This is a genomic window from Streptomyces sp. NPDC088197 (assembly GCF_044741185.1).
GTDB lineage: Bacteria > Actinomycetota > Actinomycetes > Streptomycetales > Streptomycetaceae > Actinacidiphila.
In genome coordinates this window covers 130,968-145,486 of the sequence record NZ_JBIUSD010000004.1, presented here as the reverse complement: position 1 = coordinate 145,486, position 14,519 = coordinate 130,968, and the positions used below count along the sequence as shown (strand labels likewise).

Annotated in this window: 15 protein-coding genes and 1 riboswitch; of the genes, 6 read left to right on the top strand and 9 right to left on the bottom strand. The window is 70.9% G+C overall.

Annotated elements, in window-relative coordinates:
• Positions 1 to 2: 2 nt before the first annotated feature.
• Positions 3 to 380 carry a DUF1801 domain-containing protein gene (locus ACIOC1_RS12705; protein ID WP_355341037.1) on the bottom strand — a complete coding sequence of 126 codons (378 nt, stop codon included), beginning with the start codon at positions 378 to 380 and terminating at the stop codon, positions 3 to 5.
• A 327-nt stretch (positions 381 to 707) separates the two neighbouring features.
• On the opposite strand from ACIOC1_RS12705, the gene ACIOC1_RS12700 reads away from it, so the two are divergent.
• Entirely contained in the window at positions 708 to 3,248 is a 2,541-nt protein-coding gene (locus ACIOC1_RS12700; protein ID WP_401853809.1) for a glycoside hydrolase family 2 protein, read from the top strand.
• Complete coding sequence (locus tag ACIOC1_RS12695; protein ID WP_401853806.1) at positions 3,245 to 3,574, top strand: substrate-binding domain-containing protein; 330 nt, start codon at positions 3,245 to 3,247, stop codon at positions 3,572 to 3,574. Before ACIOC1_RS12700 ends, ACIOC1_RS12695 begins: the two co-directional genes overlap by 4 nt.
• Before the next feature lie 37 nt (positions 3,575 to 3,611).
• Here the strand turns inward: ACIOC1_RS12695 and ACIOC1_RS12690 are convergent, their stop codons facing one another.
• From ACIOC1_RS12690 to ACIOC1_RS12680, 3 genes are read right to left on the bottom strand one after another with little or no spacing between them, the layout of a single operon-like run.
• The gene (locus ACIOC1_RS12690) at positions 3,612 to 4,508 is read right to left on the bottom strand and encodes an ABC transporter permease subunit (RefSeq protein ID WP_391045051.1); all 897 of its coding nucleotides are present in this window, start codon (positions 4,506 to 4,508) and stop codon (positions 3,612 to 3,614) included.
• Positions 4,505 to 5,410 carry a carbohydrate ABC transporter permease gene (locus ACIOC1_RS12685; protein WP_401853803.1) on the bottom strand — a complete coding sequence of 302 codons (906 nt, stop codon included), beginning with the start codon at positions 5,408 to 5,410 and terminating at the stop codon, positions 4,505 to 4,507. The genes ACIOC1_RS12690 and ACIOC1_RS12685 overlap by 4 nt, the downstream gene beginning before the upstream one ends.
• Complete coding sequence (locus tag ACIOC1_RS12680) at positions 5,377 to 6,708, bottom strand: ABC transporter substrate-binding protein (protein ID WP_401853802.1); 1,332 nt, start codon at positions 6,706 to 6,708, stop codon at positions 5,377 to 5,379. Before ACIOC1_RS12680 ends, ACIOC1_RS12685 begins: the two co-directional genes overlap by 34 nt.
• Positions 6,709 to 7,071: 363 nt before the next feature.
• On the opposite strand from ACIOC1_RS12680, the gene ACIOC1_RS12675 reads away from it, so the two are divergent.
• The gene (locus tag ACIOC1_RS12675; RefSeq protein ID WP_401853799.1) at positions 7,072 to 7,881 is read left to right on the top strand and encodes a putative protein N(5)-glutamine methyltransferase; all 810 of its coding nucleotides are present in this window, start codon (positions 7,072 to 7,074) and stop codon (positions 7,879 to 7,881) included.
• A gap of 34 nt (positions 7,882 to 7,915) precedes the next feature.
• Here the strand turns inward: ACIOC1_RS12675 and ACIOC1_RS12670 are convergent, their stop codons facing one another.
• The 4 genes from ACIOC1_RS12670 to ACIOC1_RS12655 all read right to left on the bottom strand — a co-directional run bounded on the left by ACIOC1_RS12670 (position 7,916) and on the right by ACIOC1_RS12655 (position 11,103).
• Positions 7,916 to 9,058 carry a HoxN/HupN/NixA family nickel/cobalt transporter gene (locus tag ACIOC1_RS12670; RefSeq protein ID WP_391161942.1) on the bottom strand — a complete coding sequence of 381 codons (1,143 nt, stop codon included), beginning with the start codon at positions 9,056 to 9,058 and terminating at the stop codon, positions 7,916 to 7,918.
• A gap of 103 nt (positions 9,059 to 9,161) precedes the next feature.
• Positions 9,162 to 9,977, bottom strand: coding sequence for a (2Fe-2S)-binding protein (locus ACIOC1_RS12665; protein WP_401853797.1), 816 nt, complete (start codon positions 9,975 to 9,977; stop codon positions 9,162 to 9,164).
• 4 nt (positions 9,978 to 9,981) lie between these two features.
• Positions 9,982 to 10,845: a CbtA family protein gene (locus ACIOC1_RS12660; protein WP_391161940.1), complete on the bottom strand. Its 864-nt coding sequence runs from the start codon at positions 10,843 to 10,845 to the stop codon at positions 9,982 to 9,984.
• Between the two features lie 42 nt (positions 10,846 to 10,887).
• Entirely contained in the window at positions 10,888 to 11,103 is a 216-nt protein-coding gene (locus tag ACIOC1_RS12655) for a CbtB-domain containing protein (RefSeq protein ID WP_391045033.1), read from the bottom strand.
• Positions 11,104 to 11,139: 36 nt separating this feature from the next.
• Positions 11,140 to 11,288, bottom strand: a riboswitch (cobalamin riboswitch).
• Between the two features lie 55 nt (positions 11,289 to 11,343).
• On the opposite strand from ACIOC1_RS12655, the gene cobF reads away from it, so the two are divergent.
• Positions 11,344 to 12,117: a precorrin-6A synthase (deacetylating) gene (gene cobF, locus ACIOC1_RS12650; RefSeq protein WP_401311252.1), complete on the top strand. Its 774-nt coding sequence runs from the start codon at positions 11,344 to 11,346 to the stop codon at positions 12,115 to 12,117.
• On the top strand, positions 12,114 to 12,941 hold the full coding sequence (locus tag ACIOC1_RS12645) for a cobalt-precorrin-6A reductase (protein ID WP_401853793.1): 828 nt from the start codon (positions 12,114 to 12,116) through the stop codon (positions 12,939 to 12,941). The genes cobF and ACIOC1_RS12645 overlap by 4 nt, the downstream gene beginning before the upstream one ends.
• Here the strand turns inward: ACIOC1_RS12645 and ACIOC1_RS12640 are convergent.
• Positions 12,850 to 13,269, bottom strand: coding sequence for a MerR family transcriptional regulator (locus ACIOC1_RS12640; RefSeq protein ID WP_401311258.1), 420 nt, complete (start codon positions 13,267 to 13,269; stop codon positions 12,850 to 12,852). The genes ACIOC1_RS12645 and ACIOC1_RS12640 overlap by 92 nt on opposite strands.
• A 165-nt stretch (positions 13,270 to 13,434) precedes the next feature.
• Here ACIOC1_RS12640 and ACIOC1_RS12635 point away from each other — a divergent pair, with 165 nt between their 5' ends.
• Positions 13,435 to 14,508: an alkene reductase gene (locus ACIOC1_RS12635; RefSeq protein WP_355341004.1), complete on the top strand. Its 1,074-nt coding sequence runs from the start codon at positions 13,435 to 13,437 to the stop codon at positions 14,506 to 14,508.
• Positions 14,509 to 14,519: the final 11 nt, after the last annotated feature.

Below are 14,519 nucleotides of genomic sequence, written 5' to 3'. Positions count from 1 at the left end.
GTTCAGGCCGACTCCGCCGCGGCCAGCGCGCGGGCCTGGGCGAGCCACCGCGTGAACAGTTCGGCGTCCACGTCGTCCAGAGCGCGCAGCTTGACCGAGGCCATGGCCCGCGCGCCCGGCTCCAGCCGCCCGCTGGCGTCCTCGACCTGCTGGCCCTGCCAGAGCCCGAAGGTCACATAGGAGCCGTACGCCTTGAGCAGGCAGACCGGTGCGACGCCCGGCGCTCCGCCCAGGCTCCACACCGGGTGGCCGTGCCACATGGCGCCGGGCGCGTCCGGCAGCGCGGCCTCGATGATCTCCCGCGCCTTCGTGCCGACTTCGCGCAGCGGCTCTTCAAGGGCGGCGAGGTAGTCGGTGACGGTGGTGGTGGACGTGGCCATGCGGATCACTCCCGAGCGTCGGATACGGCTTGTGCGGGGTTGACCGGCGCGGCGTCCGAAACTCATCGCCTCCGGCGGAGGTTTTTTCACCGCCACGGCCCGCCGGGTCCCGCACCGGCCCCGGACAGGCTCCGGGGCGGCCCTGTATCGGTTCAGCAAAACCCCTGACATCAAGGGAACACCCCGCTTCCCATCAGCACTTGTGGTGCTTTACCGTTTAATGGACAGCCGGTCGGCGGGGTCGCTAGGTTGGGCGCCGCGGGCCACGGGGCCGACAACCGGCCGGAAACCGCCCGGCGGCAAGGCAACAGCAGGCAAGGAGCAGGGATGAAGGACGTCACGCCGATCGCCGACGGCTGGAGGCTGCGCCTTCCCGAGTCCGGGTCGGCAGCCGGAGCCGGAGCGGACGCCGTGCCCGCGCTCGGGTCCGGCACCGTACCCGCCCAGGTACCCGGCTGCGTGCACACCGACCTGATGGCCGCCGGGCTGCTGAAGGACCCGTTCCTGGACCGGAACGAGACCGCGGCGGCGTGGGTGGGACGCGCGGACTGGACGTACGAGACGGCGCTGCCGCCGCGTGCCACCGGGCACGAGCGCACCGACCTGGTCTTCGACGGCCTGGACACGGTGGCCGAGATCCGCCTCGGTGACACCGTCCTCGGCGCCACGCGCAACATGCACCGCGGTTACCGCTACGACGTCACCGACCTGTACGGACCGGCGGGCGAGACCGCGCTGACCGTCGCCTTCACCTCCGCCTACACCGAGGCGGAACGGGTCCGCGCGCTGGTCGGCGACCGGCCCAACTCGTACCCCGAGCCCTTCCAGTACATCCGCAAGATGGCCTGCTCCTTCGGCTGGGACTGGGGTCCGACGCTGGTCACCGCCGGGATCTGGAAGCCCGCGCGGCTCGAACACTGGTCGACCGCGCGGCTGTCGGGTGTCACCCCGCTGGTCACGGTGGCCGACGGCACCGGACGGGTCGAGGCCCGGCTGGAGATCGAGCGCACCGCGTCCGGCCTGAACCGTCCGCTGACCGTCCGCCTGCGGGTGGGGGAGACGCGGGTCGAGGCCGACGTGCCCGCGGGCGCCGACCGGTGCACCGTCACCGCCGAGGTGCCCGGCCCCGAGCTGTGGTGGCCGCACGGCTACGGCGCCCAGCCGCTGTACGACTGCGAGGTCACCCTCGTCGACGCCGGGACCGAGGGCACCGACGGCGAAGGCGGCGTCGCGCTCGACCACTGGCAGCGTCGCATCGGCTTCCGCACCGTCACCCTCGACACCGCCCCCGACGAGAAGGGCACCCCCTTCACCCTGCTGGTCAACGGCGAGCCGATATTCGCCCGCGGGGTCAACTGGATCCCGGACGACGTCTTCCCGACCCGGATCACCCCCGACCGCTACCGCCGCAGGCTCCAGCAGGCCAAGGACGCGGGCGTCGACCTGATCCGCGTCTGGGGCGGCGGGATCTACGAGAGCGACGACTTCTACGACGCCTGCGACGAGGCCGGGCTGCTGGTCTGGCAGGACTTCCTGTTCGCCTGCGCCGCCTACTCCGAGGAGCAGCCGCTGCGTTCGGAGGTGGAGGCCGAGGCGCGGGAGAACGTGGCCCGGCTCGCCCCGCACGCCAGCCTCGTGCTGTGGAACGGCAACAACGAGAATCTGTGGGGCTTCCGCGACTGGGACTGGGAGCAGGATCTGGCGGGCGCGTCCTGGGGCGAGGGCTACTACCTGGGCCTGCTGCCCCGCGTGGTCGCCGAGACCGACCCCACCCGGCCCTACTGGGCGGGCAGCCCCTGGTCCGGCTCCTGGAACCACCACCCCAACGACCCGGCGCACGGCACCGCCCACTCCTGGGAGGTGTGGAACCGCCAGGACTGGACCGGCTACCTGGAGGACGTGCCGCGCTTCGTCGCCGAATTCGGCTGGCAGGCGCCGCCCGCGTACGCCACGCTGCGCCGGGCGCTGACCGACGACCCGCTCACCCCGGACTCGCCCGGCATGCTGCACCACCAGAAGGCCGCCGACGGCAACGGCAAGCTGGACCGCGGCCTGGCCCACCACTTCCCGGCCCCCGCCGACTTCGACACCTGGCACTACCTGACGCAGGTCAACCAGGTCCGCGCCATCGCGTGCGGCATCGAGCACTGGCGCTCGCACTGGCCGGCCTGCGCGGGCACCGTCGTCTGGCAGCTCAACGACTGCTGGCCGGTGACCTCGTGGGCCGCGATCGACGGCGACGAGCGCGAGAAGCCGCTCTACCACGAGCTGAAGCGGCTCTACGCGGACCGGCTGCTCACCGTCCAGGAGCGCGCCGACGGCCTGGTCGCGGCCCTGGTCAACCAGAGCGCGCGGGACTGGTCGGGCACAGCGGTCCTGCGCAGGGTCGCGGTGGACGGCGCCGTACTCGCCGAAGCCCGGCTGCCGTTCACCGCGACGGCCCGCACGGTCGCCGAGATCGCCGTACCGCGCGACCTCGTACCGCCGGGCGACAGCACCAAGGAACTGCTGACCGTCGAGGCCGAAGGACCCGGCGGCGGCGAGGACGTCCGCGCCCTGTGGTTCCCGGCCAGGGACAAGGACTTCGCCTACCCCGCGCCCCGCTGGGACCTGGAGCTGGCCACCTCCGACGGCGGCGCCACCGAAGTGACCGTCACCGCCCGGACGCTCCTGCGCGACCTGCTGCTCCAGGCCGACCGGCTCGACCCCGCGGCCCACGCCGACCGGGGCCTGGTCACCCTGCTGCCCGGCGAGCGCGTCACGATCACCGTACGCGGCTGGGACCGGCCGGAGCCCGGAGCCGCCGCCGCGGCGCTGTATTGCGTCAACTCCGCGGTCCAGCGCACGGATCCGGGCGACGAGCGGTGAGCCCTCCGGCCGGGGAGCCGGGACGCCGCCCCACCGCGATCCTCTACGACCACGACCTGATGGCCGTCGCCGGTCTGTCGGTGGCCGCCGAGATGGGCCTTGCCGTCCCCCGTGACGTCTCCCTGCTCGCCTGGGACGACTCGCAGCTGTGCCAGCTCACCCCGCTGAAGCTGTCGGCGATGAGCCATGACGTCTTCGGCTTCGGCGCCGAGGTGGCCCGGCGGCTGCTGACCGTGCTGAAGGGCGGCACACCCGCGACGGGACCGGTGGCCACCCCGGTGCTGACCCCGCGCGAGAGCACCGCCCCGCCCGCCCGTACGACCTGACCGGCGAGCGCCGGTCCGCTTCGCTCCCGCTGCGTCCCTACTTCGTCGCGCCTCTGGTGAATCCGTTGTAGATGAACCGCTGGAGGAACAGGAAGATCACCAGCGTCGGCACGATCACCAGGATCGCGCCCGCCGAGATGTCCTCCCAATGCGCGCCGTAGGGCCCCTTGAAGCGGAACAGCGATGTCGAGATGGTCCCCAGACTCTCCGACGGCATGTACAGGAAGGGGATGTAGAAGTCGTTGTAGACCGTGATCCCCTTGATGATCACCACCGTGGCGATGGCCGGTTTGAGCAGCGGCAGGATGATCCGCCAGTAGATCGTGAAGGTGTTCGCGCCGTCGATCCTGGCCGCCTCGTCCAGCGAGACCGGAATGCTCCGGATGAACTGGAGGAAGATGTAGATCGACACGATGTCCGTGCCCATGTAGAGCACGATCGGTGCCCAACGGCTGTCGTACATGCCGAAGTTGTTCACGATCTTGAAGGTCGCCACCTGTGTCGTCACGCTCGGCACCAGCGAGCCGATCAGGAACAGCGCGATCACCAGCCGCCGCAGCCGGAAGTGGAACCGGTCGATCGCGTACGCCGCCATCGAGCCGATCAGCACCGTGCCCGCGATCGAGAAGACCAGGATGAAGGCGGTGTTCCCGAACGCGCGCAGCATCTTCCCGGCCCGGAAGGCCGTCACATAATTGTGGTAGTTCAGCCAGTTGTGCGGCAGCGACAGCGCCCCGCCGTCCGCCGTCATCTCCCGCGACGTCTTGAGCGAGGTCAGGAACACCGCGACCAGCGGCAGCAGCACCACCGCGGAGGCCAGCACGAGCGAGAGGTACACCAGCGCTCTGACCAGCACCCTGCGGGTGCGCGCGGGCCGGTCGACGGTCTCCGGCGGCGGGGCCTGCGCCGTGTCGCGGACGAGCAGCGAGGTCATACGAGATCGTTCCTCTCGTCGGGCACCACGACGCGCTGCAACCAGGTCACCAGCAAGATGATCACCAGCAGGGCGACGGCCGCCGCCGAGGCCAGCCCCATCTTGTTGAACTCGAAGGCCAGCTTCACCGTCTGGATCACGAAGGTCTGAGTGCCCGCCGCGCCGCCGGTCATGATGTACGGGATCTCGAACGCCGACAGCGAGCCGGAGATCGCCAGGATCGCGCTCAGACTCAGCACCGGTTTGATGCCCGGCGCGATGATGTGCCGGAACTGCTGCCAGCGGTTGGCGCCGTCCAGTTCCGACGCCTCGTACAGCTCACCGGGGATCGACTGGATCGCGCCGAGGAACAGCACGAAGTTCAGGCCCATGAAGCGCCACACCGACACCGCGGACAGCGAGGTGTTCGCCGTCCGCCCGCTGCCCAGCCAGAAGTGGTGCCCGTGCACCCCGAAGGCGCTCAGCACGGTGTCGAGGGTGCCGTGCGGCTGGAAGAAGTACAGGAAGACGAAGCCGATCGCGACCCCGTTGAGCAGGTAGGGGAAGAACAGCAGGCCCTTGAAGAGATTCCGGAACCGCAGGTCGAAGCTGAGCACGGTCGCGAAGTACAGCGCCAGCGCGATCTGCGCCACCGACGCCACCAGGTAGTAGACGCTGACGAAGAAGACCTGGAACAGCTCGGGTCTGGTGAACAGCTCCACGTAGTTCTTGGTCCCGACGTAGTTCCGGTCGGGGCTGACCCCGTCCCAGTCGGTGAAGCTGTCCCTGATCATGGTGCCGACCGGCAGGTAGGTGAACGTGATCAGCAGAGCGAGCGGCACCGCCAGGTACAGCCACGGCGTCACGGTCCGCCAGACCCGGGCGCGCGTCACAGGGCGGCGGTCTTCTGCGCGTTCGCCCACTTCTTGGCGAGGCCGGCGAAGATGCCGGGGAGATCACCCCCCGCGGCGCCGCGCGCCACGTCGATCAGGTGCTGGCGGTACTCGGGCTTGTCGGTCATGCCGATCTCGGACTGGTTGTCGATCCTGGTGACCTTGGCGCTCTGCGCCTGCGACATCTCCACGAACCGCACACCGGCGTCCTGGAACGGCTTGAGGGCCGACGGCAGCGGTCCGCCCTTGAGCGTGGGGACGGCCTGATTGGTCTGCACGTAGCCGGACTTGTCGGTGAACCAGTCGATCCAGGCGCGGGCCGCCGCCTTGTTCTTGGAGTGGACGTTCACCGCCTCCTGGTAGTCGGGCGCCACCGGGGTGCAGAAGGTGCCGTTCTTCTGGGAGGGGAAGGGCATGTAGCCGATCTCGGACGGGTCGCGCCCGGCCTTCTTCGCCGCGTCCTGCATCTGCACGATGGACCACGAGCCCAGCCACATGGTGGCGATCTTGCCGGTGGCCAGCAGATTCTTGCTGTTCTCCCAGTTGGTGGTGGTCGGGTCCTGCTCGGAGAGCTTGTCGTGCACAATGGTGTAGAGCAGCGTGTCGCCGACGTTCAGGTCGGTGCCCGCGCGCCAGGGGTCCGGGTCGGTGGCGGGCTCGTCGGCCGCCTTGGCGTCGCAGGTGGCCGCGCCCTGCACCGAGGTCCAGGCGGTCAGCGGCCAGCCGTCCTTGTAGTTGGTGTAGTACGGCGTCGCGGAGGTCTTGGCCTTGACGGCCTTGAGGTCGGCGAGGAAGGCGTCGGGAGTGGTCGGCCAGGCGGTGACCCCGGCCTGCCGCCAGACGGCCTTGTTGTAGACGAAGCCCGCCGCGTTCGCGAAGTTCGCGATTCCGTAGACCTTGCCGCCGACCGTGGCCTTGCCGGTGAAGGTGTACTTCTTTCCCAACTCCTCGGCGCTGCCCAGCGAGGCGAAGAACTTCGGGTAGTCGTCGGTCTTGATGGCCGCCGGGATCATCAGCACATCGCCGTAGTTCGAGGTGTTCATCCGGATCTTCACCTCGCCCTCGTAGTCCGTGATCCCCTCGAAGGTCACCCGCACCTTCGGGTAGAGCTTGCTGAACTCGGCGGCGTACTTCTTCATCGTGCCGTCCTGCACGAGGTCGGTCCGCTGGGTGAGGACCTTGATGTCACCCGACACCGCCGACGGGTCGGCGGGCACGGTGGCGGTACCGCCCTTGGACGTCGAGCCCCCGCCACCGCAACCCGCGGCGAGCAGCGCCATGGTCGCCAGCAGCGACCCGGCGAGTGCCTTGCCCTTCATGTGCACCATCTCCGTCTCCACAGCGCGGTACTTAAGCGATTCAGTGGCGGAACGACCGCACTATTGCATTGGGTTGTGGGCCGGTAAAGGGACTGATTCAGCGCTGATGCTTAACCGTTACATTGCGGTTCGGCGCGCCGCCGTCCGAGGGCGCGGGTCCGGGGCGACGGGCGCGGCGCGCCGTGGGGTAGGGTCGATGCCGTCAGCGGCGGGCCAGGACCCGCCACAGCAGTGGAGATCAGCCGAGATCAGCCGAGGAGGTGGGACCGATTACCGGTATCGCAGGCCGGGTGCTCCCGCCGTACGGCCGAGCGGTCTCTCCGGCGTAGGTGAGGCCGGGGGAGTGCCCGTGGGCTTCCCGAAAGGCTCTACATGTCGGACTTCACCGCACCGTCGCCCGAATCCACCGTCGTCGCCGCGCTCAGGGCGGCGGGCTGTGTCTTCGCCGAGGACGAGGCGCGGCTGCTCATCGCGGCGGCCGGGACCCCCGAAGAACTCACCGAGATGGTCGCGCGCCGCGCGGACGGTCTGCCGCTCGAACACGTCCTCGGCTGGGCCGAGTTCGCCGGACAGCGGTTCGCCGTGGACCCCGGCGTCTTCGTACCGCGCCGCCGTACCGAATTCCTCGTCCAGGTCGCGGCCGGGCTCGCCGCGCCCGGCGCCGTCGTCCTGGATCTGTGCTGCGGCTCGGGGGCCGTCGGCGTCGCCCTGGCCACCGCGCTCGGCGGCGGCGTCGAACTGCACGCCGCCGACCTCGACCCGGCCGCGGTGCGCTGCGCCCGCCGCAATGTGGCCCGCGTCTGCGGGCGGGTGTACGAGGGTGACCTCTTCGCGCCGCTCCCGGCCGACCTGCGCGGACGGGTCGGGCTGCTGGCCGCCAACGTCCCCTACGTACCGAGCGAAGAGGTCGGCCTGCTGCCGCCCGAGGCCCGCGACCACGAGGCCCTGATGGCGCTCGACGGAGGCGCCGACGGCCTCGACGTCATGCGGCGTGTCGCCGCGCGGGCCACCGACTGGCTCGCCCCCGGCGGTTCCCTGCTGGTCGAGTCGAGCGAGCGGCAGGCCCGGCGGGCGGTCGGCCTCTTCACCGCCGCCGGGCTCCGCGCGCACGTCACCGACTCGGACGAGCTGTATGCGACCGTCGTCGTCGGCACCCGCCCGCCGCTCGTGGCGGGCGGCTAGGGCCCGCCCCGGACGCGTCGTGGCGGGCCGTCGGTCAGTCGGCCTGCTGGTCGGCGGTGCGCAGGCCCGCCGACCACTTCTCCTCGATGTTGCCGAACCGCCAGACGGCGAAGGCGACGGCCCAGGTGGCGAAGAACAGGCCCACGATGACGTAGCCGACGATGTTGAGGTCGATCCCGCCGACCCAGTCCCAGAAGGCGCCGTGGAATCCCGCCTTGTCCGCGACCAGGCCGAGGAGTTCGACGGTGCCGATGATGAGGGCGACGGCGACGGACAGGCCGGTGATGGTGAGGTTGTAGTAGACCTTGCGGACCGGCTTGGAGAACGCCCACTCGTAGGCGAAGTTCATGAACGAGCCGTCGATGGTGTCCAGCAGCGACATGCCCGCGGCGAAGAGCACCGGCAGGCAGAGGATCGCGTACCAGGGCAGCCCGGACGCCGCGCCGGAGCCCGCGAGCACCAGCAGCGCGATCTCGGTGGCGGTGTCGAAGCCGAGGCCGAAGAGCAGGCCCAGCGGGTACATCTGCCACGGCTTGGTGATCGACTTCATGACCCGGCCCAGCAACCGGTTCATGAAACCGCGGTTGTTGAGCTGCTCCTCCAGCGCCGCCTCGTCGAAGTGGCCCTCGCGCATCTGCCGGAAGACCTTCCAGATCCCGGCCAGGATCACCAGGTTGATGAAGGCGATGACGTACAGGAAGGTGCCGGAGACGGTGGTGCCGATCCAGCCGGTGACGTTGTGGAGCTGGGAGTTGTCGTCCTCGACGGGATTGGCGAGCGCCTTGATGCCGAGCGAGAGCAGGAAGGCCAGGCCGAAGACGATGCTGGAGTGGCCCAGCGAGAACCAGAAGCCCACCGACAGGGGCCGCTTGCCCTCGCCCATCAGCTTGCGGGTGGTGTTGTCGATCGCCGCGATGTGGTCGGCGTCGAACGCGTGCCGCATGCCGAGGGTGTACGCGGTGACGCCGATGCCGATGCCGAAGGACTTGGTGCCGAGGCTGTAGTGCTCGGGGGCCACGATCGCCACCAGCGTGAACCAGCCGATGACGTGCAGGGCGAGGATGAAGGCGAACATGCCGCCGACCCTCGTCCACTCGGCGCGGGTCATCGAGCCGGCGATGCGGCGCCAGCGGGACCCTGGTGGTGCCGGTGCGTCCGGAGACGTGGCGGTGGTCATTTCATCAGTCCTTTGTCGAAGCGGGCGAAGCCAAGCTAGACGCACCTCTGTCCTTGTTGCAAGGTACTGGCAATAAGGATGCCCACCCTGGCCTGCCCCAAGCTCAGCGGGGTGCCGGTACCACCGGCGCGAGGACGCAGTCGCCGCAGAGCCCGCCCGCGCCCCCCGGCGCGGCCCGGTAGATCAGGCAGCAACTGCGCCGGCGGAAAGGCGCGCCCGGTGCGCCCGTACGCGCCCCCGTGCTCGTACCGCGCAGCGGCGGCCGGTCCAGCAGCAGGGCGGCCAGCGACCGTACGCGCCCGGCGTCGGCGGGGCGCGCCGCGGCGAGCATCCCGGCGGCGCCGTTCAGCGCGGAGGCGCTGTTGCCCCACAGGATGTGCGGGGACACCTTGAAGGGCGCGAAGGCGTCGGCCAGTTCGCGCACCGGCCCGTCGAGCAGATGGCGGGCGAGGGCGGCGGCCAGGGCGTCCCCTCCCGCGGGCGCGACGGGAGCCGTGTGGCCGGTGTCCTGAGGCGTGTGCGGCAGCGACAGCGGGAAGGGGCCGCCCAGGACCGGCTGCCAGCGCAGATCGGCGAGCCGCAGGCCCGGCGCGACCTCGCCGCGCAGGACCGCGAGGGCCAGCGTCGGCGACAGCATCCGGGCGACCAGCCCGAGGTGGGCCACGGACGCGGCGACCCGCGGTTCCACGGCCTCCGCCTCCCGGCCGCCCGCCGCCGCGAGATACCGCCTGACGCCCGCCACCCGGTCGCCGAGCGCGGGTCCGCCGTCGGCCAGCTCGGCCATCGAACGCCAGGGAGCGCCGGTATCGGAACCGGCGCGGTGCCCCTCGGCGGCGAAGAACGGGCCGAGGGCCGCGAGATCCGCCGTCCGGGACGCCTCGGCGGGCGGCTCGGACGGCGGCGGCGCGTCGTCGTTCATCGGTTCACGCGCTGACCGGGTCCGTCCTGCCGGTCTGCGCGGCGGGGGCGGTGCGCGAGGCGAGCACCCGCTCGGCCAACGGGCCGAAGGCCAGCCCGATCACCGTCCACAGCAGGAGCTGCGCGGCCACCGAGTAGAAGCGGAAGGAGAACAGCACATCGGCGGGGAATCCCGGATAGACGATCCGGCCCTTGTCGTCGGTGAGCGGCAGCGGCGTCTCCGTCGCGTGGTTGCCGAAATTCTCCTTGTTGTACGCCAGGTGGCCCAGTTGCGGCAGCAGCGCCATCACCACGCCGATCGCGACGACGAAGGCGGCACCGGCGAGCAGGGTCGCGTTCCAGTTCCCGAACCGGGCCTGGAGCCTTCTGCCGAGCAGTGCCGCGCCGACCAGAAAGGCCAGCGAACACACGACCATCACCAGATAGAGCCCGGTGCGGTCCTTGATGGTGTCCTCGTGCCCGATGGCGGGCGGATTCGCCGGGTACTTGAGGAACGGCACCAGGTAGATGCCGAGGAATCCGCCGCCAGCGACCAGCAGCGCGAGATTGCGCGCCCGCAGATTGCCGACGCGTCCCAGGCAGACCGCGTAGGCGACCGCGAAGAGCGCGCCCATGGCCATGCCGAAGAAGATCATGCCGACGCCGATGCCCACGTCCGCCTGGACGGTGCGGCTGAACAGCTCGTGTCCCGCGTGCTCCATCGGCAGCCCGGCGGCTTTGTCGAGCGCGGCCTGCGCGTCGTCCCTGCCGCTCTCGTAGTCGATCGCTTTACTGATGTCCGGCTCCGCGAAGATCCGCGCGAAGAGGAATGCGAGCAGCCCTGCGACTGCGCCGACGACTATGCCGCGCAGGATGAGTTTCTTTTCCATGTCGAATTGTCCGTCTGTTCTGTCGGCTCCGTCGGCGCGAACTCAGTGGCAGGGGAAACCGAGGAAGTGCCGGGCGTCGTGGACGAACTCGTGGATGTGGGTGTCCTTGCCGAAGACGCTGACCGCGCCCTGGTCGACACCGATGAAGTAGTAGACGGCGAAAGCCAGGATCGCGGTGCCTACCAGCCACATCACGGCCTTCGAGACCGGCAGGACAACCGGTGTGGCGGTGGTGGTGGGAGCGGACACAGAGCTCACGGATGGGCCTCCTTCAGGGATTCGGCGTCCCTCGATCGAATGGGGCGTTGTGACGGCGGAGTATCTGACTCACCGGCCACCTCCTCGATGACCGGCTACACAGTGGCGCGACCGTGCTGGATTTTCACCAGCTTCCTCACGCCATCACGTAATTGAGCGTAGGGGCTGTCGAACAGGCACGTCAATCGGGCCTGCGACGTTGTGACATACGCCCCTGACCGCTGTGCGAGACTCCGGACCGTGAAACAGATCTTCGTCATCGGTATCGGGGCGGGCGACCCGGACCAGCTCACCCTCCAGGCCGTGCGGGCGATCGGCCGCACCGAGGTGTTCTTCCTGCTCGACAAGGGCGAGGAGAAGGCCGATCTGGTCGCGCTGCGCGAGGAGATTCTGCGGCGGCACGCCGTACGGCCGCACCGCGTGGTCGTCGCGCGCGACCCGGAGCGCGACCGGGAACGGACAACTCCCGGCTACGCGAACGCGGTTGACGACTGGCGACGGCGCCGCGCCGACATCTACGAGCGGCTGATCGCCGGGGAACTGCCGGACGACGGCTGCGGGGCGTTCCTCGTCTGGGGCGATCCGGCCCTGTACGACAGCACGTTGGGCATCCTCGAAGAGGTGCACGGCCGGGGGAGCGCCGCGTTCGAGTGGACGGTCGTGCCCGGCGTCAGCAGCGTCTCGTCGCTGGCCGCCAAGCACCGCACGGGCCTCAACCAGGTCGGGCGGCCGGTGCAGATCACCACCGGGCGCAGGCTCGCCGACGGCGGGCTGCCGGACGGGGTGGACGACGTGGTGGTGATGCTGGACGCCCACCAGACCTTCGGACGCTTCACCGGCCAGGGGCTGGAGATCTACTGGGGCGCGTATCTCGGCACGCCCGACGAGATCCTGCTGTCCGGACCGCTGGACGACGCCCTCGCGCAACGGATCAGCGACGTACGGGCGCGGGCCAGGGCGCGCAAGGGCTGGATCATGGACACCTATCTGCTGCGGCGCGGCGTCCCCAAGTGACCTCGCCCGGCGCGGAGTCGAGGCATGTGCTGATCCTCGGCGGTACGGGGGAGGCCCGGCGGCTCGCGGAGCTGCTCGCGGCCGTTCCGGGGTTGGTGACGACGAGTTCGCTGGCCGGGCGGGTCGCGGAGCCCCGGCTGCCGGACGGCCGGGTCAGGATCGGCGGTTTCGGGGGAGCGGACGGGCTGGCCCGCTGGCTGCGCGAGGAACGGGTGGACGCGGTGGTCGACGCCACGCATCCCTTCGCCGCCGTCATCAGCGCCCACGCGGCCGAGGCGGCCCGCGCCGTACGCCTGCCGCTGCTCGTGCTGCGCCGGCCGGGCTGGGCGGCCGGTCCCGGCGACCGCTGGCACTGGGCGGACTCCGTCGCGGACGCGGCTGCCCTGCTGCCGGGCCTCGGGAGCCGTCCCTTCCTGACCACGGGGCGCGGCGACCTCGCGGCCTTCGCCGCGGCGTCCGTCTCATTCCTGCTGGCACGCTCGGTCGACCCACCGGACTCGCCGCTTCCCCCGTACGTCCATGTCCTGCTGGCCCGCGGCCCGTTCACGGTGGAGTCCGAACGGGCGCTGCTGCGCGAGCACCGGATCGACGTCCTGGTCACCAAGGACAGCGGCGGCTCCGCGACGGCCCCCAAACTCACGGCGGCCCGTGAGGCGGGCATCCCCGTCCTGATCGTCCGCCGCCCGCCCCCGCCGGAGTCCGTCCCCGTCGTCGCGACCCCCGCGGAGGCCGTCAGCCTGCTGCGTGCCCCACGCAGGACCTGGCCGCCTCCGTGGGGGTGGCCGTCCCCGCGAGGACCTGGTCACGGTGGGTCCGCGCCGTGACCATCAGGGCGTCGAGGGTGTCGCGGGTGCGGACGAGGTCGTCGATATGGGCAGAGAGGCGGTCGCGCTCCAGGGCCATCCGGTCGAGGGCGGCGTCGGAGTTCTCCTCGCTGGGGGAGTCGACGCAGGGGAGCAGTTCGGCGATGGTGCGGCTGGACAGGCCCGCCGCGTAGAGGCGCTGGATGAAGGCGACGCGCTCGACCTCCTCGTCCGTGTAGTGCCGCTGCCCGCTGCCGCTGCGCACGCTGGTGAGCAGCCCCTGCTCCTCGTAGTAGCGCACGGACCGCACGCTGACCCCGGCCCGCGCCGCGAGTTCCCCGATCCGCACGATGTCCTCCCGGCTGTTCCCACCGCCCGGGCGGTGGCTCCCGGGTGGGCTATGGTCTGCGTCACAGAGCTTGCCTCTGACGTCAATGTCAGGTTTTAGCGTAGCAGTCGTGTCCGGGAGACCGGGCGGTACGGAAGTGACGCGCTACGCATGAAGGAGCCCGACGTGACGAACCTCTTCACCAGCTACCGGCTCGGCGGTCTGACCCTGCCCAACCGGCTGGTCATGGCCCCGATGACCCGGGTCAGGGCCGCGGCGGGCGGGCTGGCGACACCGTCGATGGCGGCCTATTACGCCCAGCGGGCGACCGCCGGGCTGATCGTCAGCGAGGGTGTGCAGCCGAGCGCGATCGGGCAGTCCAACCCGGGCACGCCGGGGCTGCACACCGACGAGCAGACCGCCGCGTGGCGCCCGGTGACCGACGCCGTGCACGCCAGCGGCGGCCGGATCTTCGCCCAGCTCATGCACGGCGGCCGGGTCTCGCACCCCGACACCATCGGGACGCTGCCGGTCGGGCCCTCGGCCGTCGCCGCCGTGGGAGAGGTGTTCACCCCGACCGGCCCGCAGCCCGCCCCGACGCCCCGCGCCCTGGAGACCGCCGAGATCCCCGAGCACGCGCGGTCGTACGGCGACGCCGCCCGCCGCGCGGTCGACGCCGGGTTCGACGGGGTGGAACTGCACGGCGCCAACGGCTATCTGATCTCGCAGTTCCTCTCGTCCAACGCCAACCTGCGCACCGACGGGTACGGCGGCTCGGTCGTGAACCGGATCCGCTTCGCCGTCGAGGCGGTCGCCGCCACCGTCGAGGCCGTCGGCGCGGACCGCACCGGCATCCGGCTCTCGCCGGGCGCCACCTTCTGGGGCGTCCGGGAGGACGACGTACCGGAGCTGTACGCGGCGCTGCTCACCGAACTGGCGGCGCTCTCACCGGCGTACGTCCACCTGGAGGCGACCGCCGACGAGGAGGTGCTGACCGCTCTGCGCCGGGCATGGCCCGGCACCCTCATCATGAACCCCGTGCTGCCGATGGGCCCCAAGCAGACGGGCCGGGATGACGCCGACCACTGGCTCGCGCTGGGCGCCGACCTGATCAGCTTCGGCCGCGGCTTCATCGCCAACCCCGACCTGGTCGAGCGGCTGCGCGTCGGCCTGCCGCTGGCCCCCGTCGACGAGGCCACGTACTACCAGGGCGGCGACGCGGGCTATCTCACGTACTCCTCCCACCAGTACGCGGCCTGAGATCCTGGTCG

Coding starts and splice junctions, on each gene's coding strand:
- ACIOC1_RS12660 (WP_391161940.1), bottom strand. CDS start 10,845: ATGGAAAAGAAACTCATCCTGCGCGGCATAGTCGTCGGCGCAGTCGCA.
- ACIOC1_RS12680 (WP_401853802.1), bottom strand. CDS start 6,708: ATGGTGCACATGAAGGGCAAGGCACTCGCCGGGTCGCTGCTGGCGACC.
- ACIOC1_RS12705 (WP_355341037.1), bottom strand. CDS start 380: ATGGCCACGTCCACCACCACCGTCACCGACTACCTCGCCGCCCTTGAA.
- ACIOC1_RS12700 (WP_401853809.1), top strand. CDS start 708: ATGAAGGACGTCACGCCGATCGCCGACGGCTGGAGGCTGCGCCTTCCC.
- ACIOC1_RS12690 (WP_391045051.1), bottom strand. CDS start 4,508: ATGACCTCGCTGCTCGTCCGCGACACGGCGCAGGCCCCGCCGCCGGAG.
- ACIOC1_RS12665 (WP_401853797.1), bottom strand. CDS start 9,977: ATGAACGACGACGCGCCGCCGCCGTCCGAGCCGCCCGCCGAGGCGTCC.
- ACIOC1_RS12670 (WP_391161942.1), bottom strand. CDS start 9,058: ATGACCACCGCCACGTCTCCGGACGCACCGGCACCACCAGGGTCCCGC.
- ACIOC1_RS12675 (WP_401853799.1), top strand. CDS start 7,072: ATGTCGGACTTCACCGCACCGTCGCCCGAATCCACCGTCGTCGCCGCG.